This window comes from Lysobacter sp. TAB13 (assembly GCF_052113885.1).
In the GTDB taxonomy this organism is placed as follows: Bacteria; Pseudomonadota; Gammaproteobacteria; order Xanthomonadales; family Xanthomonadaceae; genus Lysobacter; species Lysobacter gummosus.
In genome coordinates, this window is the sequence record NZ_JBFRDR010000008.1 from 143838 (window position 1) to 163945 (window position 20108).

The following is a 20108-nucleotide window of genomic DNA, read 5'->3' on the forward strand; positions in this document are numbered from 1 at the left end:
CGTTTTCGTTCGCAGCGCTGCGCTCGGGCGTCAGCCCTTCGCGGTCTTGCTGCGAATCATCTCGTACAGGAACAACAGCACCACCGCGCACACCACCGAGATGATGATGCCGATGAAGCCGCCGCCGGCATAGAACAGGCTGCCGACATAGGCGCCGGCGATGCCGAGCAGGATGGTCAGGATCCAGCCCATCGGGTCCGCGCCGGGCTTGAAGAAGCGCGCGAGGATGCCGATGACTGCGCCGATGATGATCGTGGAAATAATGCCGCCGAACATGGCTTGCCTCCTCAGGAGGATAGGTGGGAATGCGGCAGGATCATGTGACCGGCGCCGTCGCTGCCGTGTGAGGGCGGCGGTTTGGGTTGTCCCGCGGTTAAGCCAGTTCGCCGCGGTGCGAAAGGCGCTTCGAAGTCGCTCGCGTGCCGGTGGCGGCGACGTATCGGTTCCGGCGGCCGCGCGCGCGGCGTGCGTCGGATCGCACTAGGGCAATCCGCGGCCCTGAGCGCGCAACGGCATCGCGAAATAAAAAAGGCGAACCCAATGAGGGCCCGCCTTTTTGCCGCAGCGAAGATCAGCGGCTCAGCAGCAGCCGTGATCGCCGTGACGATCGCCGCTGTCGGCCGCGACCGCGACGCCGGTGGTCTCGCCGCGCTGGCTGGCTTCGTGATGCTCGGCGACCACGCGCGCCACGCACGCGGTCACGCGCTTGCCCATCGGGATGTGCAGGAACTCGTTCGGGCCGTGCGCGTTGGAATGCGGACCCAGCACGCCGGTGATCATGAACTGCGCGCCGGGGAATTTCTCGCCGAGCATGCCCATGAACGGAATCGAGCCGCCTTCGCCCATGTACATCGCCGGCTGGCCGAAGAAATCGCGGCTGGAGGTGTCGATGGCCTTGGATAGCCACGACGACATCGCCGGCGCGTTCCAACCGCTGGAGGACTTCTCCAGTTCCAGCGTGACCTGCGCGCCGTTGGGCGGATCGCGCAGCAGCACTTCCTTGAGCAGTTCGCCGGCGCGCTTGCCGTCCAGGGTCGGCGGCAGGCGCAGCGACAGCTTCACCGAGGTGTGCGGGCGCAACACGTTGCCGGCCGAAGCCAGCGACGGCATGCCGTCCACGCCGGTGACCGACAGCGCTGGACGCCAGGTGCGGTTGAGCACCAGTTCCGACAGATCCTCGGCCATCGGCTTCATGCCGGGCAGGAACGGGAACTTGTCGTAGATCGCCGTGCCCAGCACCTTGGCGGCTTGGCGCGCTTGCTCCAGGCGTTCTTCCGGCACGTCCACGTACAGGCCTTCGATCAGGATCTTGCCGCTGGTTTCGTCCTCAAGGCGCGAGAGCAACTGGCGCAGCAGGCGGAAACTCGACGGCACGATGCCCGACGCGTCGCCCGAGTGCACGCCTTCGCTGAGCACTTTGACGGTGAAATTGCCACCGGCCAGGCCGCGCAGCGAGGTCGTGCACCACAGCTGCTCGTAATTGCCGCAGCCCGAATCCAGGCACACCACCAGCGAGGGCTGGCCGATCCGCTCGGCGAGGTGATCGACATAGGCCGGCAGGTCGTAGCTGCCCGATTCCTCGCAGGCCTCGATCAGGATCACGCAGCGCGAGTGCGGGATCTGCTGTTCCTGCAGGGCCAGGATCGCGGCCAGCGAGCCGAAGATCGCGTAGCCGTCGTCGGCGCCGCCGCGGCCGTAGAGCTTGTCGCCCTTGATCACCGGCTTCCATGGGCCCAGGTCGTCGTCCCAGCCGGTCATCTCCGGCTGCTTGTCCAGGTGGCCGTAGAGCAGCACGCAATCTTCGTTACTGCCGCCGTGAGCGGCCGGAATGTCGAGGAAGATCAACGGCGTGCGGCCTTCCAGGCGCACCACCTCGACCTGCATGCCGGGGATCGACTGGGACCTGGCCCAGGACTCCATCAGCTTGACCGCATCGTCCATGTAGCCGTGCTGGACCCAGTCGGCGTCGAACATCGGCGACTTGTTGGGAATGCGGATGTATTCGACCAATTGCGGGACGATTTCGTCGTCCCACTTGTCGCTTACGTAACGATCGACCTTGCTGGCGTCCATCATCGGGGCCTTCGAAGCTGGGAAAGACGCCAGTTTACCCCTCCGGGAGCGTGTAGGACTTTTCCTACCCTGCGCTGCGGCTCCGCCCGACTTCGCGCAGGCCTGCCTGGCGATAACCTGTGCCCATCGAGACATGGACACTGTCTCCACCGGCGGACACAAGGACTCAGGGATGTACGTCCGCCGGATCGGAAAGGAATCCAATCTCAGGAGCTAAAGTCATGAAATCGTTTGCCCTCATCGCCAAGTCGCTGGTTCTGTCGTTGCTGCTGGCTGGCAGCGCCTACGCCTCGGAGCAGGTCAATATCAACAGCGCCGACGCTGCCACGCTGGATCGCGTGCTGCTTAACGTCGGAGCGTCCAAGGCTGAAGCCATCGTCGCTTACCGCAAGGCCAACGGAGCCTTCCGCAGCGTCGAACAGCTGGCCTTGGTCAAGGGAATCGGTCTGAAGACGGTCGAAAAGAACCGGGACCGAATCGTGGTGGGTGGCGCGCCGCAAGGCCGGCCGACCAACACCGCCGGCGCGATCGCAGCACCGCGCGCCGCCAGCAAGCGCTGAAACAACCTGCCGGCACCGTACGGATGCGGAGTCGGTAGTTAATCGGGCAAGGATGCCCGAAGGATTCGGGGGGAGGTCCCTGGACACGGAAGTACGTCGCCCCGCCGCGGAAGGATCCGCGGTGGGGCACATCCTTTTTTGGGATTTGGGATTCGGGATTCGGGAATCGGGAATCGGGAATCGACGGCCCCGGCGGCCGAAGCCGCAATCCCCCCATCCCTCCGAGAACCACCCCGAAGTTTCCCCCCTTTGAAAAAGGGGGGCAGGGGGGGATTTGCTCTTGCTCCTCCAACCCCACCTGGGCCAGACCCCATCCAGCCCCTAGACTGCGCGTTAGCCCGCAGCCTCCCACCGCCATGTCCGACAGCCTGTCCTGGTCCATCCCCGCCAACGAGTACCGCCGCGAACGCTGGCGCAATCAGTTCGGTTGGACCCGCGAGATCGTGCGCATGCGCCGCCAGCCCGGCGGCGCCGATCGCCCGGCCGAAGGCGAGGATTGGGACTGGCGCCTGTCGATCGCCGAAATCGAGCGCGACGCGCCGTTTTCGGCCTTCCCCGGCATCGATCGCGAACTGGTGCTGCTCAGCGGCAACGGCCTGCGCCTGCGCTTCAACGACGGCGAAGCCCACGAACTGCTGCCGCCGCACGACAAGCTGCGCTTTCCCGGCGAGCGCGAAGTGCTCGGCGAACTGCTCGACGGCCCGACCCACGACTTCAACCTGATGTGGCGCCGCGACCGCGTCCGCGCCGAACTGTGGCACCGGCCGTTGGTGGGGCCGATGGTGATCTTCGCCGAACCGCGCCACAGCTGGGCCGTGCATCTGCTCGCCGGGCAGGCGCGATTTACCGACGACTCGGGTCTGCCGCCGCTGCACGCCGGCGACACCGCGATCCTCGCCGCCGGCAGCGAGCGGCTGCGGCATGTGCTCGAAGGCGGCGGCGAAGTGCTGCTGGTGCGCGTGGCTGCTGTCGAGTGAGTTAACCAGGCGCTGGGATCGCGTCTTGTTCTTTGTGCCGCAAGATCATCGGCACTGAACCGAAAGCATCGGGGCTGAAGCCCCTCCCACAACATGCTTCGAGCCTACGAAGTCTTTTGTGGGAGGGGCTTCAGCCCCGATGCTTTCCGATCCGCTCGCCGCAACCCCGCACCCCAACCTCAATAAACATCGCGCCGATAACGGCCCTCAGCCGCCATCGTTTCCAAGGCGTCCACGCCCACGGCCTCCACCAGCGCCGCCTCCACCCCCGGCGCCATCCCTTCCAGACTGCCGCAGACATAAACCGACGCACCCGCGCCGATCCACGCGCGCACCTCATCGACCTGCTCGCGCAGCAACTGTTGAACATAGACGCGCGAGCGTCCGTCGCGCGAGAACGCATAGTCGGCGCGCTCGATCGAACCCTGCGCCAGCCAGGCTTCGAGTTCATCGCGATAGTGCAGATCGCAGGCGGCGTTGCGTTCGCCGAACAACAGCCAGTTGCGATGACGGCCCGCGGCGATGCGCGTCTTGAGCAAGGCGCGCAGGCCCGCCAGGCCGGTGCCGTTGCCGATCAGGATCATCGGCCGCGCATCGTCCGGCGCGTGGAAGGAGGCATTGCTGCGGATGCGAAGGTCGATCGACGAATCCAGCGGCGCGTACTCGCTCAGCCAGCCGCTGCCCACGCCCAGGCTGCCGTCGTCGCGGCGCATCTGTCGGACCAATAGCCGCAGCGAACCTTCCGCGGCGATCGAGGCGATCGAATATTCGCGATGCGGCAACGGCGCCAGCGTGGCGGCGATCGCCTGCGCGCTTTGCCCGCGCAGCGTAGCCGGATCGGGCAGGTGCGAACGCGACAGCAGCTCGGCCAGAGTGAGATCGACGTCGTCGCGACGCACATGCGTCGAGCCGTCCACCGCCGCGGCCGCCAGCCACAGCGCAATATCATCGGCGCCATTGCGCGGCCCGATCTCGGCGATATCGCCCGCGTCCCATTGCAACAGCGCGGCATCGGCCGGCACCAGTTCGATATGGAACGCCGGCGCGCCGGCGCTGCCCGGATTGGACACGCGCCGCTCGCGCAAACGCCACGGCGCGTACGCGGGCGCGCTCCAGTCGGGCAGGTCGGTGCGTCCGGCGAGCAGGCCCAGGTGATGTTGCCAATGGCGCAGCGCGCCGGCTTCGCCGTTATCGACTTCGACCAGATCGAACAGCGGCTGCGCGCCGGCGTGGCGCAGCCAATGATCGAGGCGATGGCCGAACGCGCAGTATTCGTTGTAGTCGCGATCGCCCAGCGCGAGCACGCCGTAGCCCAGCCCGGTCAGCGACGCGCCGTTGCCCATCACCCGGCGCACGAAAGCCGCGGCGCTGTCGGGCGCATCGCCCTCGCCGGTGGTGCTGACCACGAACAGCACGCGCGAGTAGTGGCCGAGCTGGCGCGCGTCGAGATTGCCGAGCACGGCCAGATCGGCGCGCAATCCGGCGTCCCGCAGCGCGTCGCAACTGCGCCGCGCCAGTTGTTCCGCGAAACCGGTCTGGCTGGCGAACGCGACCAACCAATCGCCGCGCTGATCCTGCGCGAGTTGCGGCAAGGCCTGCGTGCGCGCGCTGCGCGCACGCGACACCGCCACGTTGATCACGAAGCCGGCGTAAGCGGCGAGCAGCGCCGCCGCGGCCCACAGGCGCCCGCGTCCGGGTGCGATCCAGTTCCAGGGCTCGGCCTGCCACTGCGACAGGGCGATCGCCAACGCCGCCAGCGCGGTGAGGATCACGGCATGGCCGATCGCTGACAAGTCGAAACCGCGCGACCGGGATGCGGACGCCTTCGGTGCGGGCGGCTCGGAAGTGGGCAGTGAATTCATACGGCGCGCTGACAGGCGACGAAGCCCGGCGTGGTGCGGGTGACGAAGCCGTCGCCTTCGCGCAACACGAACAGCGCGGCGAGGTTGTGGCGGTTGGCGTAGGCGATGCCGGCGTGCGCGCCGAGCACGGTCAGCGCGGTCGCCAGCGCGTCGGCCTGCATGCAGTGCCGGTGCAACACCGTCACCGACGCGACGGCGTTGTCGATCGGTGCGCCGCTGCGCGGGTCGAGCGTATGCGAATAGCGGCGTTCGCCTGCGTCGAAATAGCGGCGGTAATCGCCCGAGGTCGCGATCGCCAAGCCGTCGAGCGCGATCACCGCCGCGGCTTCGTCATCGCCGCCACCGGGTTGCTCGACCGCGACCCGCCACTGCGAGCCATCGGGTTTGCGCCCGTGTGCGCGCAGTTCGCCGCCGACTTCGATCAGGCAATCGGCGACATCCTGCGCCAGCAACCAATCGGCGACGCGATCGACGCCGTAGCCCTTCGCGATCGAGGACAAGTCGAGATACGCGCCGCCGGGTTGCAGCAAAGTCCGCTGCGCGGCGTCGAAGCGAAGGCGCCGCCAGTCGACCCGCTCGCGCGCCTGCGCAAGCGTTTGCGTTTGCGCCGCCGGCGTGTGCGCGCAAGCGCCAGCCGGGCCGAAGCCCCATAGATCGGTCAACGGCCCGATGCTCGGATCGTAGGCGCCGTCGGTATCGGCCGCGAGCGCGAGCGCCGCGGCCAGCACGTCGGCGAATTCGACCGGCAACGCATGCACGCTGCCGGCTGGCGCGCGGTTGTAACGGCTGATGTCGGAGTCGGCCTGCCAGGTACTCATCTGCGCGACGACTTCATCCAGACGCGCCTGGATACCGCGTTCGAGCCGTTGCAGCTGCGAAGCGGCGGCGATCAGCTTGACCGACCAGCTGGTGCCCATCGTCAGGCCGCGCAGCGTGTGCAAGTCCGGTGCAGCCGTAGCGATGCTGTCCGGCCGCGACCAGGCGGCGGGCGCGCTCGGCGCGCCCGTCCACGACCCCATCGCTGGCGGTACGCGCTGGGTCATCGCTTACTGCGGCAGCACTTCGACCACGGCGACATAGCTCAGACGGCGCTGCTTCGCGTCCGGCAGGCTGGTCTTGTTGTCTTCGCTGGTGGTTTCCAGCCAGTACATGCCGGCTTGCGGCCACTTCACTTCGAACTTGCCGTCGGCGCCGGTGGTGGCGTGGATCTCGCTCTGCTGATCGCGGTAGCGGGTCGCGCCCGGCACGATCTCGATCTTCAGGCCCGAAGCCGGCTTGCCGTCGAGCAGCAACTGGAAGGTCGCCGCTTCACCGGCGAACAAATCGTTGGGATGGGTCACCGGAACCAGCTCGATGCCCTTGCCGCTGGTCTTGAACACGCCGGTGCTGGGCTTGCCGACGGTGGCGAAGGTTTCCACCCGGCCCAGGCTTTCCGAGGCGCTGATCTCGGTGGCGCCGGCCGGAATCGCGGTCTTGAACTCGCTGACCTTGCCGCGCCAGCGCTTGGCTTCGCCGCCGAGCTTGTAGCTGGCGAACATGCCTTCGTTGTTCATCGCGATCTTGTAGGTGCCTTCCTGCTGCAGTTGCAGATCGAACACGGTGCGCAGCTTGCCGGTGGCGCCGTTCTGCGGCTCGACCTTGCTGCCGTCGGGCGCGGTGACTTGCAGGCGTTCCAGCGGCAGCGGCACGTGATTGAAGTAGAACAGGTCGTTGGACACGGCCGCATCGACCGTCATCCACGAGCCCTTGTCGGAGAACACGGTCTGCGACGGCTGCAGCCAGGCCTTGTGCGCTTGCGCGGTGCCGGCGAGAGCGAATGTGGCGATTGTTGCGGCGACTAGAAGTTTGAGATTCATGGCGATGGGTCCGGGAATGGGGAATAGGGAATCGGGAATCGTTAGAGCAAAGGCATGTGGGCGTCGGTGAATGGATGAGATCGGAAACATCGCTTTTTGCGATTCCCGATTCCCCATTCCCGATTCCCGGCCCTCAAGGCTTCACCACCACCTTGACCTTCCCCAGCTCGGTCTTGCCCTGAGCGGAAAGGTTCTGCGCCTTGCCGGACCACTCGAACGGAATCGTCAGCATCTCGCGGCCGCCGACTTCGCGCGCGGCTTCCACCACCAAGGTGTAGTTGCCCGGCGCCAGACTGCTGAGCTGCTTGCTGTTGCCCTTGAACGACAAGGCGTGCGCGCCGACCGGACGGGTCGCGCCGCTGACGCCATCGACCGGCATGCTCAACGTGCGGCCGCTGCGGCGCCACCACTGGCGCATGTCCTTGAGCCACTTGGTGCCTTCGCCGTTCTTCTTGTCCAGGTCGTACCAGACCGCCAGATCGCTGGCGACGGTGTTGTCGGATTTTTCGATCCACGCGGCGACATAGGGGCGGTGGTACTCGGCGGCGTTGATCCGCGGAATCTCGATATTGAGTTCCAGATCGGCCGCGAACGCGGGCAGCGGCAGCGCCAGCGCGGGGATCAGAACCTTGAACGACGACAATTTCATGGATCGCTCCTGGAGGGCTAAAGACGTTTGTTCAATGCATGAAGACGATGATGACCAGCAGCGGCACCGCCAGGCCCAGCGCGACCAGCGGCCAGGTCTTGCCGCGCTGGCGCGCGTGCAGTTGCAGCAGCCACAGGCCGGTGAAGGCGAACAGCAGGCAGGCGATGGCGAACAGATCGATGAACCAGCGCCACGCCGCGCCGGTATTGCGGCCCTTGTGCAGATCGTTGAGCCAGGCGATCCAGCCGCGGTCGGTGCGTTCGTACTCGATCGCGCCGCTCTCGCGGTCGATGCTGATCCAGGCGTCGCCGCCCGGACGCGGCAGCGAAACGTAGACGTCGCTGTCGGACCATTCGCCCTTGCGACCGGCGGCGCGTACATCCAACGCATCGTTGAGCCAATCGTTGACAGCGCCCGGCAGCGGCGCGTCGGCGGGGTGTTCGCCCTTGAGGCCGCGCAACAGGCTGGCGGGCAGGGTTTCCTTGAGGTTGACCACGCGCGGCTCGGATTCGATCTGCGCGGCGTGGTTCAAGGTGATGCCGGTGATCGAGAACAGCAGCAGCGCGATCAGGCTGACCGCGGCGCTGATCCAGTGCCAGCGGTGCAGGGTCTTGAGCCAAAAGGAACGACGATTAGCATCGACCGTCCCCGAAGTGGCCTTAACCGGTCCGGCTTTAACCGAGCCGGCGTCGATCGCGCGATCGCCACTGGCCGCATTCACGGCTGGCTCCAGCGCCGCAGCAGGTTGTGATAGACGCCGGTGAGCTGCACCAGCGAAGGATGATCGGGCACGTCGGCGGTCAGGCGGCGGATCGACACATCCAGTTCGAACATCAGCCGGCGCTGCGCGTCTTCGCTGACCAGGCTCTGGATCCAGAAGAACGAGGCGATGCGCGCGCCGCGGGTGACCGGCGTGACCCGGTGCAGGCTGGTGCCCGGATACAGAACCAGATCGCCGGCGGCGAGCTTGACGCTGTGGGTGCCGTAGGTGTCTTCGATGATCAGTTCGCCGCCGTCGTATTCCTCCGGCGCGCTCAGGAACAAGGTCGCCGACAGATCGGTGCGCACCGCGTCCATGCCGCCGCGGCTGCGGTCGTAGCGGATCGCGTTATCGACGTGAAAGCCGAACGACTGGCCGCCGGCGTAGCGATTGAACAGCGGCGGATACACGCGCTGCGGCAGCGCCGCGGAGAAGAAGGTCGGATTCTTCGACAGCGCCTCGAGAATCAGCGGGCCCAGCTCGCGCGCGACCGGATCGTTCTCCGGCAGTTGCGCGTTGTCCTTGGCCTTGGCCGACTGATGGCCGGCGGTGATGCGTCCATCGGCCCAGCCGGCCTGATCCAGACGCGCCCGGCAATGGGCGAGCTGTTCGGCGGTGAGTACCTTGGGGACGTGCAGCAGCATGGGTTTCCTCGATGCGGCCGCCCGGGACGGACCCGGGCGGCGCGCGCGGACTATGGAAGTCCGATTAGAACGTGAAGTCGGCGCGGCGTGCCAGCTGCCCGTCGCGCCCGGCACTGCTTAGAACGCGAAATTGGCGCTCAGCACCACCTGGCGGCCGTCGCCCGGCGTCGCCCAACCGTTGTTGCGGATACGGGTGAAATAATCCTCGTCGGTCAGGTTGTTGACGTTGAGCTGCAACTGCGCCGAGCGGTTGATCTTGTAGGCGACCATCGCGCGGTGGGTCCAGTAGCTGCCGTAGGTGGTCAGCGGGCCGTTGACGTTGGTCGCGCTGTGCTGGGTCAGCCAGATCTTGCCCTGGTAGGTCGCGCCATAACCGATCTGCCACTTCGGGCTGAGGTCGTAGGTGGTCCACAGGCTGAAGGAATGCTCCGGCACCGAGGTCAGGCGATCGCCCTTGGTGTAGTCCAGGCCCAGGCCGGCCTGACGGTCGGACACGCCCTGCAGCACTTCGCTGTCGAGGAAGGCGTAATTGGCGTAGACCGCCCACTGGTCGGTGATCAGGCCGGACAAGCCCAGCATCACGCCGTCCACGCGCGCCTGGCCGTCGAGCTGCTGCAGGCCGGACAGGTTGGCCGGGTTGTCGAGGTCGGCGACCTTGTAGTTCTTGCGATCGTTGCGGAACACCGAACCGGTCAGCGCCAGGCGGCCGTCGAGGAAGTCCCACTTGGTGCCGATTTCGTAGTTGACCGCGGTTTCCGGATCGACCGAGCAGGTCTGCGCGGTGCACGAGCCGTTGACCGAGGCCTTCGACGGCGTCTTCGAGTTGCCGTAGGCGATGTAGATGCTGCCGTTCTCGACCGGCTTGAACACCAGACCGGCGCGGTAAGAGAACAGGTCGTCGTTGCTCTTGAACGGCACGCCATAACCGGTGACGGTGCCGATCGGCTGCGGCGGCAGCGCGCCGCCGACCGTGGTCGGGGCCAGCACGACGACGGCGTTGTTGGTCTTGCCTTCGTTGCGCTCGTAGCGCGCGCCCAGGCTCAACTGCCATTGCTCGTTGAACTTCAGCGTGTCGAACACGTACAGCGCGCGGTTGTCCAGTTCGCCCTCGGTGCGGCCGGTGAGGGTGCGGTTGAGCGGGCCGCGATAGATGTGGTCCGGATTGGCGATGCTCGTCTGCGGCAGCCCGTTGATGTACGGGTTGGTGCCGTTGGGATTGCGGAAATCGCTGGTGACGTCGAGGTCGAACTTCTCGTGCAGGATCGAGAAGCCCGCGACCAGATTGTGTTCGATCGCGCCGGTGTTGAAGGTGGCGGTCAGATCGGTCTGGTTGTAGATCGTGGTGTTGCGCGTGTCGCGGCCGTAACCGCGCGGGCCGCTCGGGGTGTAGTTACCCGGGCGCGTCGTGCCGCAGGTGGTGCCGGTCGGAGTGAGGTTGTTGGCCAGGCACCAGGTGCCCTGCACGGCATCGACCAGCGAGAACTGATCGACCTGCTGCCAACGCGTCAGGTTGCGGACCTTGAAGCCATCGTTGAAGGAATGCTCGATGGTCGAGGTCAGCGAGTTCAGATCGATGTCCTGCTTGTCGATGTTGCTGTAGCCGTAGTAGTTGCCGCGATCCACGCCCGGCAGGCCGTCGCCGTTGAAGAACGGCAGGCCGTATTGCGGGGTGTTGTCGTCTTCCTGGTGCAGGTAGTTCAAGGTCCAGGTGGTGTCGCCGCCCAGGCCGAAGGCCAGCGAGGCGGCCACGCCCCAGCGCTCATTGCTTTCGACATCGCGGCCCGGCACGTCGTTCTGGTGCGCCATCGTGTTCAGGCGCAGCGCGGTGCTTTCGCCGAGCACGAAGTTGCTGTCGGTGGTCATGCGCGCGTAGCTGTCGGTGCCGGCGGCGATGGAGGCCTTGTGGAACTCGTTGAGGCCGGCGCTCTTGGTCACCAGATTGATGGTGCCGCCGACCGAGCCGGCGCCGGAGTAGACCGAGTTCGCGCCGTTGATGACTTCCACCGATTCCAGGTTGAACGGATCGGTGCGGCTGTACAGACCGCTGTCGCGCACGCCGTCGACGGTGATGTCGCTGTCGGCGTTGAAGCCGCGCAGGTTGATCTTGTCGCCGAAACCGCCGCCGCCTTCGCCGGCGCCGAAGGTGATGCCGGGCAGGGTGCTGAGGATGTCGGTCAGCGACAGCAGGTTCTGGCCGTCGATGGTGTTGCGGTCGATCACGGTGATCGTCTGCGGCGTGTCGCGCAGGTTCGCGGTGTACTTGCCGCTGCTGGCCTTCTGCACGCGATGGCCATGCACGGCGACGCCTTCGACGTCCTTGGCCTGCGGCTCGGGCGCGGGCGCGGCGAACACGGGCAGGCTGATGGCTAGAGCGAGCGCGCCGGCAAGCGGCGACACGACGAACTTCGTGGTCGGCATGAGAATCTCTGGGAGTGCGGGGAATAGGCGGCCGCAAGGCGGCGTCAGGCCGCGATCTTAATGAGATGAATTCTCATTTGCAACGAAAAGTGAACGCGGAGCGCCGGCTGTAACCGTTTTCGTCGCATGGATGTGCGTAAACGGGCCGCTGAGTGGGCGGCCGGTCGCGTTTTTGGGCTGCGAAGGGGCAGGCCCACGAAAAGAGAGGTCTTTTGTAGAGGGGCTTCAGCCCCGATGCCTTTCTCTCGGATCGCCGCGCGGTGGGAGTGCTTTCCAGGCAGATCGAAGCGATGCAGCGATCTGAGAAAAAAGCATCGGGGCTGACGCCCCTCCTACAAGAAATTCCGAAGCTTCGCGCAGCCTCGAACTGGTGCCGCCAGCCGCGCTTACTCGCGATCGTCGCGGGTCCACACCCCGCCGTCCTCGACCTTGACCGGAAACTTCGCCACCGGCTCATACGCCGGCGGACACAGCGGCCGGCCGTCGCGGACATCGAAGCGCGCGCCGTGCAGCACGCATTCGATACTGGCCTGTTCGCCGTCGAAGGTGCCCGAGGACAGTTCGAAATCCTCGTGCGAGCAGCGATCTTCCAGCGCGTAGTAATCGCCGTCGTAATTGCAGACGAAGATCGCGGTGTCGCCGTCCCAGGCGACGGTGGACTCGCCCGGCAACAATTGCGAGGTGGCGCAGACGAAAATCCAATCGCCCATGACGTGCTGTTCCCGTGGCTGGCGGTGCGATGGCGCTAGTTTAAAAGCTCGGCGGCGGCGGTAACAGCGGCGCCGGTCGCGTCGCGCAATCCGCAGTGGCCCGGCGGCGGCCCGCGTCAGCGGCTCAGAGGGTCTTTTCCAGCACTTCGAAGCTCAGATCGTCGCGCTTGGGCAGGCCGAAGCGGGCATCGCCGTACGGGAACGGCAGGAACTTGCCGGTGCGCCTGAAGCCGCGGCGCAGGTAGTACTGGATCAGTTCCTCGCGCACGTTGATCACCGTCATCTCGATGGTGGACAAGCGCCAGTCGTCGCGCACGATGCGTTCGGCCTCCTCCAATACGCGCTTGCCGATGCCGGCGCCCTGCAGGGTCGGATCGACCGTGAACAGGCCGAGATAGCCGACCTCGTCGTGCGCCGCGATGTGGGCGCAGGCGGCCAAGGCGGGCGGATCGCCGAGTTCGCCGAGCAGGACCATGCTGCGCGGCTTGCTCAGGAAGTCTTCGATTTCGTCCGGCCCGGTGCGGCGGCCGCCGAGCAGATCGGATTCGGTGGTCCAGCCGCGGCGGCCGGAGTCGCCGCGGTAGGCCGACTCGGCCAGGGCGACGATCGCATCGATATCGGCCGCGGCGGCGGCGCGGAAAGTCAGGGCGTCTTGGTTCATGCGAGCAGCTTGCGGACCTTGTTCAGCGCCGCCACGAAGGCGTCGATTTCTTCGAACGTGTTGTAGTAAGCCAGCGATGCGCGGCAGGTCGCCGGCACGCCGAAGTGTTGCATCAGCGGATGCGCGCAGTGATGGCCGGAACGGATCGCCACGCCTTCCAGATCGAGCAGGGTGGCCAGATCGTGCGCATGCGCGCCTTCGATCAAAAAGCTGACCACCGCGGCCTTTTCCGGTGCCTCGCCGAAAATGCGCAGTCCGGGAACCTCGCGCAGCGCCTGGGTGAAACGCGACAGCAGAGCTTGTTCGCGCGCGTCGATATTGGCCATGCCCAGCGCCGACAGATAATCCACCGCCGCGCCGAGCCCGGCGAAACCGGCGATGTTCGGTGTGCCGGCCTCGAACCGGCGCGGGCCGTCGGCGAACACCGTGCCTTCGAACCGCACTTCCTTGATCATCTCGCCGCCGCCGATGAACGGCGGCATCGCTTCGAGGTGTTCGCGTCGCGCCCACAGCGCGCCGGTACCGGTCGGGCCGCTCATCTTGTGGCCGGTGATCGCGTAGAAATCGCAGCCGATCGCGGCGATGTCCAGCGGCCGGTGCGGCGCGGCCTGCGAGCCGTCGATCAACGTGGCGATGCCGCGCTTGCGCGTTTCGCGGCAGATCTCGCGCACCGGGTTGACGGTGCCGAGCACGTTCGAGACGTGGGTCAAGGCCAGCAGCTTCACTTCGGGAGTGAGGAGCGAGTACAGCTGATCCAGATTCAAAGCGCCGCGTTCGTCGATCTCCGCGACCTTGATCGTAGCGCCCGTGCGCTGCGCGACCAGTTGCCAGGGCACGATGTTGGCGTGGTGCTCCATGCGCGTGAGCACGATCGCATCGCCGGCCTTCAATCGCGGCAGCGCCCACGAATAGGCGACCAGGTTGATGGCGAAGGTCGTGCCGCTGCACAGCACCAACTCGTCCACGCGCACGTTGAGGAAACGCGCGAGCTTGCTGCGCGCGCCTTCGTAGGTCTCGGTCGCCTCGGTGCCCAGCGTATGCACGGCGCGGCTGACGTTGGCGTTGTGGTGGCGATAGAAATCGTCCACCGCATCGATCACCGCGTTGGGTTTCTGCCCGGTGTTGGCCGAGTCGAAATAGATCAGCGGCTTGCCGTGGACTTCGCGCGTGAGCACCGGGAAATCGGCGCGCACGGCGGCCCAATCGATGGCGGCGGAAGCGGGGTGGGCGGCGTTCATCAAGTGGTGGCCTCGTAGTCGCCTGGGGTCGGGGGGATGAGCGCGGAGCAGTGAATAAAGACTTCGGTTCCCAGAGGGAACGCTTTGTTCACTGTTTCGCGCCTGCTCCTGCTTTCAAGCCAGCTGCAGCCGTTCCAGGGCCAGGCTCAAGCGCACTTCCAGCATCGCCCGCGCGCTGTCGTCCTCGATCACCGTCAGGGTCTCGCGGCAGAACGCGGTGGTCAGCAGCGCGCGCGCGGTTTCCACGGGCAAGCCGCGCGATCGCAGGTAGAACAGGGCGTTGGCGTCGAGCTGGCCGACGGTAGCGCCGTGCGCGGCCTGGACTTCGTCGGCATGGATTTCCAGCACCGGCTGGGTGTCGATTTCCGCGCCTTCGCTGAGCAGCAGATTCTTGTTCGACAGCGACGCGTTGCTGCCGTCGGCGCCTTCGCGGATCAGGATGCCGCCGTGGAACGCGGCGCGCGAACGGCCGGCGCCGAGACCGCGCCAGACCAGTTCGCACTGGGTGTCGCGGCCGACGTGATCGATGCCCAGGCGGGTGTCGAGATGGCGGCGGCCGCTCGCCAGCAGCACGCCGTTGGCCAGGACCTGCGCGCCTTCGCCATGCAGCGCGGCGTTGAGTTCGTGACGCGCCAGCGCGGCGCCGAGTTCCAGGTCGATGCGGCGATAGCGCGCGCCGCGCGCCAGCACCGCGTCGGTGCGCGCGAACACGGTCGCGCCGAGCGCTTCGTCCTGCACCCGCGCATGCGACAGCGTGGCGTTGGGCGCCAGGTGGACGTGGGTCAGGCTGTTGGACAGGTGATTGTGGATGTCGGTGGCGATCTGATGCTCGACCACGCTGAGCGAGGCGCCTTCGCGCAGTTCGATCAGATGGCGCAGATGCCAGGCCAGATCGCCGGCGTTGGGACTGCCGACGAACACCAGATGCACCGTGCCCGGCGCCTGCACGCCGGCGTCCACGCGCAGCACCGCGCCTTCGTCGGCCAGCGCGGCGTTGAGGCGGGCGAAGATTTCGTCCGCGCGCTCGAAGCGGCGGGCGAGGAAGTTGGCTTCGCGCGCGTCGTCGGTGGCCAGCACCTGCGACAGCGGCAGCAGCGACACGCCCGCGGGCAGGCCGGACAGGTCCGAACGCGCGGCGTCGAAGCGGCCGTTGTGGAAGACGATGCGCGGCGCCGGAATGCCGGCGATGGCCGCGCTGTCGAAGCTGGCCGGCACCGCCTCAGCCGAAGCGAAGGCGCGCCGTTCCAGCGCGCGCAGCGGCGTGTATTTCCAGGCTTCGGTGCGCGGGCCGGGCAGGCCGTCGCGCAGCGCGGCGTCGAGCGCGGCGCGGCGGGTGGCGCCCAGGCCGGCGGCTTCGCGCGCGGGCAGGGCCTCGAAGGACGCGGCGAAGGCGTCGAGCAGGGCGCTCATCGGGCGCGCTCCGTGGCTGGGTTCGCGTTGATCACGCCGCGTTCTCCGGAGCGACGCGGTCCTTGAGCCATTCGTAGCCGTGCGCTTCCAGTTCCAGCGCCAGTTCCGGCCCGCCGGTTTCGACGATGCGGCCGTCGGCCAGCACGTGCACCACGTCGGGCTTGATGTAGTCGAGCAGGCGCTGGTAGTGGGTGATCACCAGGAAGGCGCGATCGGCCGAGCGCAGTGTGTTGACGCCGTGGGCGACGGCCTTGAGCGCGTCGATGTCCAGGCCCGAGTCGGTTTCGTCCAGGATCGCCAGCTTGGGTTCCAGCAGCGCCAGTTGGAAGATCTCGTTGCGCTTCTTCTCGCCGCCGCTGAAGCCTTCGTTGACGCCGCGATGCAGCAGCTCGTCCTTCAGGTGCAGCACGGCCAGTTTCTCGCGCACCAGCTTGAGGAACTGCATGGAGTCGAGTTCCGCCTCGCCGCGCGCCTTGCGCTGGGCGTTGAGCGCGGCGCGCAGGAAGTAGGTGTTGTTCACGCCCGGGATTTCGACCGGGTACTGGAACGCCAGGAACACGCCGGCGGCGGCGCGTTCTTCCGGCTCCAGCGCGAGCAGATCGCGGCCTTCGAATTCGACCGAACCCTGGGTGACTTCATAGCCTTCGCGACCGGCGAGCACGTTGCCCAGCGTGGACTTGCCCGCGCCGTTGGGTCCCATGATGGCGTGCACCTGGCCCGGCTGCAGGTCAAGGCTCAGGCCCTTGAGGATGTCCTTGCCAGCGACTTGGACGTGGAGGTTTTCGATCTTGAGCATGGTGGGCATCTTGGTTAGTTCAATCTTCGAGGCGTTCAAGGTCCGCCAGGTCTTGCAGGCGGCCGACGGCTTTCTTGTTCTTGCGCAGGTCGTCGATACCGATGACCGAGACCTCCGCTCCGGCGAGCGGAACAACGATCCGGTTCGGGAAGCACTGGTCGAAGTCAACGCCATCGGCGAAGTTGATGAGTTCGATCTTGTTCGGTTCCGCGCCAAGCACCAGCATCGCGCGCGGTTTGCAGAAATCGGCGGGATTGGCCTTGATGTCCGTGAAACCGAAATCGCGTAATGCGGCGATCAGGCGTTGCGCGTTTTCTTCGGTACCACGGAACCAGACGTCCATGTCCCGGGTATAACGCACGTGTCCATGCACGCCAAGCGCAATGCCGCCGACCAGCATGTAATCGACGCGATGGGCGCCCAACGCAGCGAGAAAGTCGCGCCAGTCGTCAGGGAGCTGGGACATCGCGCAACTCGATCACGTAAGCGAAAGGCGGGTTTCCGTTCTTGAACAACTCATTTCCTTCCCGGTGCAGGTTCAAGGTCTCCTGCAAACGTTCTTCCGGTGGGCGCGAACGCCAATAGCGCACGCTCTGGGCGTTTTGTTCGTCCGGCGCGACGAAGCGCATGGTACGGGCGATGCGCGTAGTCATCCGACCGAACCTTCCAGACTCACTTCCAGCAGCTTCTTGGCCTCGACCGCGAACTCCATCGGCAATTCGCGGAACACGCTCTTGCAGAAGCCATCGACGATCATCGACACCGCGTCCTCGGTGCCGATGCCGCGGCTGCGGCAGTAGAACAGCTGGTCGTCGCTGATCTTGGAGGTGGTCGCTTCGTGTTCGACCGTCGCGTCGGGGTGCTTGACCTCGATGTACGGGAACGTGTGCGCGCCGCACTTCTTGCCGATCAGCAGGCTGTCGCATTGGGTGTGGTTGCGCGCGCCGGCGGCGTTCTTCTCGACCTTGACCAGGCCGCGATAGGTGTTCTGGCCGCGGCCGGCGCTGATGCCCTTGCTGATGATCTTCGACTTGGTGCGCTTGCCGACGTGGATCATCTTGGTGCCGGTGTCGGCCTGCTGACGATGGTGGGTCAGCGCGACGGAATAGAACTCGCCGGTGGAATCGTCGCCCAGCAGCACGCAGCTGGGGTATTTCCAGGTGATCGCCGAGCCGGTCTCGACCTGGGTCCAGCTGATCTTGCTGCGCGCGCCACGGCATTCGCCGCGCTTGGTCACGAAGTTGTAGATGCCGCCCTTGCCGTTTTCGTCGCCCGGGTACCAGTTCTGCACCGTCGAGTACTTGATCTCGGCGTCTTCCAGCGCGACCAACTCGACCACCGCCGCGTGCAGCTGGTTTTCGTCGCGCATCGGCGCGGTGCAGCCTTCCAGGTACGAGACGTAGGCCTTGTCTTCGCAAATGATGAGGGTGCGCTCGAACTGGCCGGTGTGGCCGGCGTTGATGCGGAAATAGGTGCTCAGCTCCATCGGGCAACGCACGCCCTTGGGAATGAAGACGAAGCTGCCGTCGGAGAACACCGCCGAGTTCAGCGCGGCGAAGAAGTTGTCGCCGGTCGGCACGACGCTGCCCAGATATTTCTTGACCAACTCGGGCTGCTCGCGGATCGCCTCGGACATCGAGCAGAAGATCACGCCCTTCTCGGCCAGCTCCTTGCGGAAGGTGGTGCCGACGGAGACCGAGTCGAACACCGCGTCCACCGCCACGCCGGCCAGGCGCGCGCGTTCGTGCAGCGGCACGCCGAGCTTGTCGTAGGTGTCCAGCAGCTCCTGCGGCACTTCGTCGAGCGAGGCGTACTTGGCCTTGGGGGCGCTGTAGTAGCTCAGCGCCTGGAAATCGATCGGCGCGATGTTGAGCTTGGCCCAATGCGGCATCGGCATGGTCAGCCAGTGGCGATAGGCCTCAAGGCGCCAGTCGGTCATCCACTCGGGCTCGTTCTTCTTGGCCGAGAGCGCGCGGATGACGTCCTCGTCCAGTCCCGGCGGCAGGCTGTCGGATTCGATGTCGGTGATGAAACCGGCTTCGTAGCGACGGCCGAGCTGCTCGTGGATCTCACGATTGGCGATGTCGCCCGCGGCGGCGGGCGTCTTGCTGATGTCGGTGGCCATGTTGGCTGCCTACTGTCTAAGCGCCGGCCAGGCGCAGGTCGATGCGCTTGGCGGAGGCGGGTTCGGGTGAAAAGGTGGGGGCGAGCATCTGCGCGAGGGTGACGTTGCTGAGCGCTTCGACCACGACGTCGTTGATCCGGCGCCAGTTGGCGCGCACGCCGCACTGTTGCTCCAGGCCGCAGTTGCCTTCGTGGACGCTGCATTCGGTCATGCCGAGCGGGCCTTCCATCGCTTCGACGATCTCGATCAAGCCGATTTGCTCCGGCGCCCGCGCCAGCCGATAGCCGCCGTTGGCGCCGCGGAAACCCTCGACCAGGCCGGCCTGGGCCAGCGGCTTGAGCACCTTGCTGACGGTCGGCGCTTCCAGGCCGGCGCGCTCGGCCATCTCGGCCGCGCTGAGGACGCGGTCGTGCTGGGCCGCCAGGACGGTCAGGACGACCGTGGCGTAATCGGTGAGCTTGGTGACGCGGAGCATCGGCGTGGGGCGCTGAAGACGGCGGGGGGTAATTCGTACCGAAATTGTACGGTTTTATCCGGGCCGAGGCCAGCGGGCGGTTTTGCACGATTCATCGGGCCGCGGCGGGGAGCCCGGGCGGCGCCCGATCTGGCCCGGATTGCCGGGCGGGGCGGGGCCGATTCCGGGTTCGAGCCCCGGGGCCGCGGCGGCGCGTCACGGAAAGGAGATCGCCGACGATAGCGGCGCAACCCCTGCTCAGGTCAGAATGATCGTTCGTCATTTTGGGAATCGCCATGCCGCGCAAGATCGCCGCCCGTCGTTCAGCCATCCACGGCAACGGTGTATTCGCCGTCGCCCCGATCGCCAAGGGCGAACGCGTCATCGAATACAAAGGCCGCCGCCGCAGCCACGAAGAAGCCGACGCCGGCGATACCGGCGACGCCGACTCGGGCCATACCTTCCTGTTCACGCTCAACGACGAGTACGTGATCGACGCCAACTACGAAGGCAATACCGCGCGCTGGATCAATCACAGCTGCTCGCCCAACTGCGAGGCGGTGCTGGAAGAGGACGACGGCGACGACCGCCGCCAGGACAAGGTGTTCATCGAGGCGATCCGCGAGATCGCCCCGGGCGAGGAGCTGTCGTACAACTACGGCATCACCTTGGAAGAGAAGCACACCAAGGAACTGAAGCAGATCTGGGAATGCCGCTGCGGCTCGCCGGATTGCACCGGCACCATGCTGCAGCCCAAGAAAGACAAGAAGTCCAAGAAGAAAGACAAGAAGAAGGACAAGAAAAAGAAGAAGGACAAGAAGGGCAAGAAGAAGGATTGAGGGTTCGGCCGGCTGTTTCCCGGCGTTTGAGGACGCCGCTGGAGGCCGAGCCGGCCGCTCTACTTCCCTTCTCCCG

Annotated in this window: 21 protein-coding genes and 1 pseudogene; 3 read left to right on the forward strand and 19 right to left on the reverse strand. The window is 66.3% G+C overall.

The annotated features are described in order from the left end of the window. Positions 1-30 precede the first annotated feature (30 nt). On the reverse strand, positions 31-276 hold the full coding sequence (locus AB4Y92_RS11950; RefSeq protein WP_215058313.1) for a GlsB/YeaQ/YmgE family stress response membrane protein: 246 nt from the start codon (positions 274-276) through the stop codon (positions 31-33). A 303-nt stretch (positions 277-579) separates the two neighbouring features. Then, positions 580-2073: a M20 family metallopeptidase gene (locus AB4Y92_RS11955; RefSeq protein WP_441819899.1), complete on the reverse strand. Its 1494-nt coding sequence runs from the start codon at positions 2071-2073 to the stop codon at positions 580-582. Positions 2074-2294: 221 nt separating this feature from the next. On the opposite strand from AB4Y92_RS11955, the gene AB4Y92_RS11960 reads away from it, so the two are divergent. Both AB4Y92_RS11960 and AB4Y92_RS11965 read left to right on the forward strand, forming a co-directional pair. Continuing rightward, complete coding sequence (locus tag AB4Y92_RS11960; protein ID WP_057941997.1) at positions 2295-2633, forward strand: ComEA family DNA-binding protein; 339 nt, start codon at positions 2295-2297, stop codon at positions 2631-2633. 356 nt (positions 2634-2989) lie between these two features. Then, positions 2990-3610 carry a HutD/Ves family protein gene (locus tag AB4Y92_RS11965; RefSeq protein WP_441819840.1) on the forward strand — a complete coding sequence of 207 codons (621 nt, stop codon included), beginning with the start codon at positions 2990-2992 and terminating at the stop codon, positions 3608-3610. A gap of 45 nt (positions 3611-3655) precedes the next feature. Here the strand turns inward: AB4Y92_RS11965 and AB4Y92_RS11970 are convergent, their stop codons facing one another. From AB4Y92_RS11970 to AB4Y92_RS12050, 17 genes are all read right to left on the reverse strand, one after another. Continuing rightward, the gene (locus AB4Y92_RS11970; protein ID WP_441819841.1) at positions 3656-3793 is read right to left on the reverse strand and encodes a DUF6053 domain-containing protein; all 138 of its coding nucleotides are present in this window, start codon (positions 3791-3793) and stop codon (positions 3656-3658) included. Beyond that, positions 3790-5403 carry a sulfite reductase subunit alpha gene (locus tag AB4Y92_RS11975; protein ID WP_441819842.1) on the reverse strand — a complete coding sequence of 538 codons (1614 nt, stop codon included), beginning with the start codon at positions 5401-5403 and terminating at the stop codon, positions 3790-3792. Before AB4Y92_RS11975 ends, AB4Y92_RS11970 begins: the two co-directional genes overlap by 4 nt. A gap of 65 nt (positions 5404-5468) precedes the next feature. Further along, positions 5469-6515, reverse strand: a complete 1047-nt coding sequence (locus AB4Y92_RS11980; protein WP_441819843.1) for an FAD:protein FMN transferase — start codon at positions 6513-6515, stop codon at positions 5469-5471. A 3-nt stretch (positions 6516-6518) separates the two neighbouring features. Next, complete coding sequence (locus AB4Y92_RS11985; protein WP_441819844.1) at positions 6519-7328, reverse strand: DUF4198 domain-containing protein; 810 nt, start codon at positions 7326-7328, stop codon at positions 6519-6521. Between the two features lie 133 nt (positions 7329-7461). Beyond that, a complete protein-coding gene (locus tag AB4Y92_RS11990; RefSeq protein ID WP_441819845.1) occupies positions 7462-7977 on the reverse strand; it encodes a DUF2271 domain-containing protein in 516 nt (171 codons plus the stop codon). 31 nt (positions 7978-8008) lie between these two features. Then, positions 8009-8671 carry a PepSY-associated TM helix domain-containing protein gene (locus AB4Y92_RS11995; RefSeq protein WP_441819900.1) on the reverse strand — a complete coding sequence of 221 codons (663 nt, stop codon included), beginning with the start codon at positions 8669-8671 and terminating at the stop codon, positions 8009-8011. Between the two features lie 23 nt (positions 8672-8694). Further along, complete coding sequence (locus tag AB4Y92_RS12000) at positions 8695-9381, reverse strand: Fe2+-dependent dioxygenase (protein ID WP_057942002.1); 687 nt, start codon at positions 9379-9381, stop codon at positions 8695-8697. Positions 9382-9498: 117 nt separating this feature from the next. Further along, complete coding sequence (locus AB4Y92_RS12005; RefSeq protein ID WP_441819846.1) at positions 9499-11799, reverse strand: TonB-dependent receptor; 2301 nt, start codon at positions 11797-11799, stop codon at positions 9499-9501. 386 nt (positions 11800-12185) lie between these two features. After that, entirely contained in the window at positions 12186-12509 is a 324-nt protein-coding gene (locus AB4Y92_RS12010; protein ID WP_057942004.1) for a Rieske (2Fe-2S) protein, read from the reverse strand. Between the two features lie 124 nt (positions 12510-12633). Next, complete coding sequence (locus AB4Y92_RS12015) at positions 12634-13170, reverse strand: GNAT family N-acetyltransferase (protein ID WP_441819847.1); 537 nt, start codon at positions 13168-13170, stop codon at positions 12634-12636. Further along, positions 13167-14408, reverse strand: coding sequence for a cysteine desulfurase (locus AB4Y92_RS12020; RefSeq protein ID WP_441819848.1), 1242 nt, complete (start codon positions 14406-14408; stop codon positions 13167-13169). The genes AB4Y92_RS12015 and AB4Y92_RS12020 overlap by 4 nt, the downstream gene beginning before the upstream one ends. A 114-nt stretch (positions 14409-14522) precedes the next feature. Beyond that, positions 14523-15818 carry a Fe-S cluster assembly protein SufD gene (gene sufD / locus AB4Y92_RS12025; protein WP_441819849.1) on the reverse strand — a complete coding sequence of 432 codons (1296 nt, stop codon included), beginning with the start codon at positions 15816-15818 and terminating at the stop codon, positions 14523-14525. Positions 15819-15849: 31 nt separating this feature from the next. Next, positions 15850-16614 carry a Fe-S cluster assembly ATPase SufC gene (gene sufC / locus AB4Y92_RS12030; protein ID WP_057945310.1) on the reverse strand — a complete coding sequence of 255 codons (765 nt, stop codon included), beginning with the start codon at positions 16612-16614 and terminating at the stop codon, positions 15850-15852. Between the two features lie 19 nt (positions 16615-16633). After that, positions 16634-17080, reverse strand: coding sequence for a hypothetical protein (locus AB4Y92_RS12035; protein WP_441819850.1), 447 nt, complete (start codon positions 17078-17080; stop codon positions 16634-16636). Further along, positions 17064-17267 carry a hypothetical protein gene (locus AB4Y92_RS12040; RefSeq protein WP_441819851.1) on the reverse strand — a complete coding sequence of 68 codons (204 nt, stop codon included), beginning with the start codon at positions 17265-17267 and terminating at the stop codon, positions 17064-17066. Before AB4Y92_RS12040 ends, AB4Y92_RS12035 begins: the two co-directional genes overlap by 17 nt. Then, a complete protein-coding gene (gene sufB, locus AB4Y92_RS12045) occupies positions 17264-18739 on the reverse strand; it encodes a Fe-S cluster assembly protein SufB (RefSeq protein ID WP_215058299.1) in 1476 nt (491 codons plus the stop codon). Before sufB ends, AB4Y92_RS12040 begins: the two co-directional genes overlap by 4 nt. Positions 18740-18755: 16 nt before the next feature. Further along, the gene (locus AB4Y92_RS12050; RefSeq protein ID WP_441819852.1) at positions 18756-19214 is read right to left on the reverse strand and encodes an SUF system Fe-S cluster assembly regulator; all 459 of its coding nucleotides are present in this window, start codon (positions 19212-19214) and stop codon (positions 18756-18758) included. A gap of 275 nt (positions 19215-19489) precedes the next feature. On the opposite strand from AB4Y92_RS12050, the pseudogene AB4Y92_RS12055 reads away from it, so the two are divergent. Further along, positions 19490-19954 (forward strand): annotated as a pseudogene (locus tag AB4Y92_RS12055) (SET domain-containing protein); the annotation flags it as partial. Positions 19955-20108: the final 154 nt, after the last annotated feature.

What these genes read in the sequence shown, in the direction of transcription:
- AB4Y92_RS11955 (WP_441819899.1), bottom strand. Translation starts at nt 2,073, where the DNA reads ATGGACGCCAGCAAGGTCGATCGTTACGTAAGCGACAAGTGGGACGAC.
- AB4Y92_RS11980 (WP_441819843.1), bottom strand. Translation starts at nt 6,515, where the DNA reads ATGACCCAGCGCGTACCGCCAGCGATGGGGTCGTGGACGGGCGCGCCG.
- AB4Y92_RS12035 (WP_441819850.1), bottom strand. Translation starts at nt 17,080, where the DNA reads ATGTCCCAGCTCCCTGACGACTGGCGCGACTTTCTCGCTGCGTTGGGC.
- AB4Y92_RS12050 (WP_441819852.1), bottom strand. Translation starts at nt 19,214, where the DNA reads ATGCTCCGCGTCACCAAGCTCACCGATTACGCCACGGTCGTCCTGACC.
- AB4Y92_RS12020 (WP_441819848.1), bottom strand. Translation starts at nt 14,408, where the DNA reads ATGAACGCCGCCCACCCCGCTTCCGCCGCCATCGATTGGGCCGCCGTG.
- AB4Y92_RS12000 (WP_057942002.1), bottom strand. Translation starts at nt 9,381, where the DNA reads ATGCTGCTGCACGTCCCCAAGGTACTCACCGCCGAACAGCTCGCCCAT.
- sufD (WP_441819849.1), bottom strand. Translation starts at nt 15,818, where the DNA reads ATGAGCGCCCTGCTCGACGCCTTCGCCGCGTCCTTCGAGGCCCTGCCC.
- AB4Y92_RS11990 (WP_441819845.1), bottom strand. Translation starts at nt 7,977, where the DNA reads ATGAAATTGTCGTCGTTCAAGGTTCTGATCCCCGCGCTGGCGCTGCCG.
- AB4Y92_RS11965 (WP_441819840.1), top strand. Translation starts at nt 2,990, where the DNA reads ATGTCCGACAGCCTGTCCTGGTCCATCCCCGCCAACGAGTACCGCCGC.
- AB4Y92_RS11985 (WP_441819844.1), bottom strand. Translation starts at nt 7,328, where the DNA reads ATGAATCTCAAACTTCTAGTCGCCGCAACAATCGCCACATTCGCTCTC.
- AB4Y92_RS12040 (WP_441819851.1), bottom strand. Translation starts at nt 17,267, where the DNA reads ATGACTACGCGCATCGCCCGTACCATGCGCTTCGTCGCGCCGGACGAA.
- AB4Y92_RS11960 (WP_057941997.1), top strand. Translation starts at nt 2,295, where the DNA reads ATGAAATCGTTTGCCCTCATCGCCAAGTCGCTGGTTCTGTCGTTGCTG.
- AB4Y92_RS11950 (WP_215058313.1), bottom strand. Translation starts at nt 276, where the DNA reads ATGTTCGGCGGCATTATTTCCACGATCATCATCGGCGCAGTCATCGGC.
- sufB (WP_215058299.1), bottom strand. Translation starts at nt 18,739, where the DNA reads ATGGCCACCGACATCAGCAAGACGCCCGCCGCCGCGGGCGACATCGCC.
- AB4Y92_RS12015 (WP_441819847.1), bottom strand. Translation starts at nt 13,170, where the DNA reads ATGAACCAAGACGCCCTGACTTTCCGCGCCGCCGCCGCGGCCGATATC.
- AB4Y92_RS12005 (WP_441819846.1), bottom strand. Translation starts at nt 11,799, where the DNA reads ATGCCGACCACGAAGTTCGTCGTGTCGCCGCTTGCCGGCGCGCTCGCT.
- sufC (WP_057945310.1), bottom strand. Translation starts at nt 16,614, where the DNA reads ATGCTCAAGATCGAAAACCTCCACGTCCAAGTCGCTGGCAAGGACATC.
- AB4Y92_RS12010 (WP_057942004.1), bottom strand. Translation starts at nt 12,509, where the DNA reads ATGGGCGATTGGATTTTCGTCTGCGCCACCTCGCAATTGTTGCCGGGC.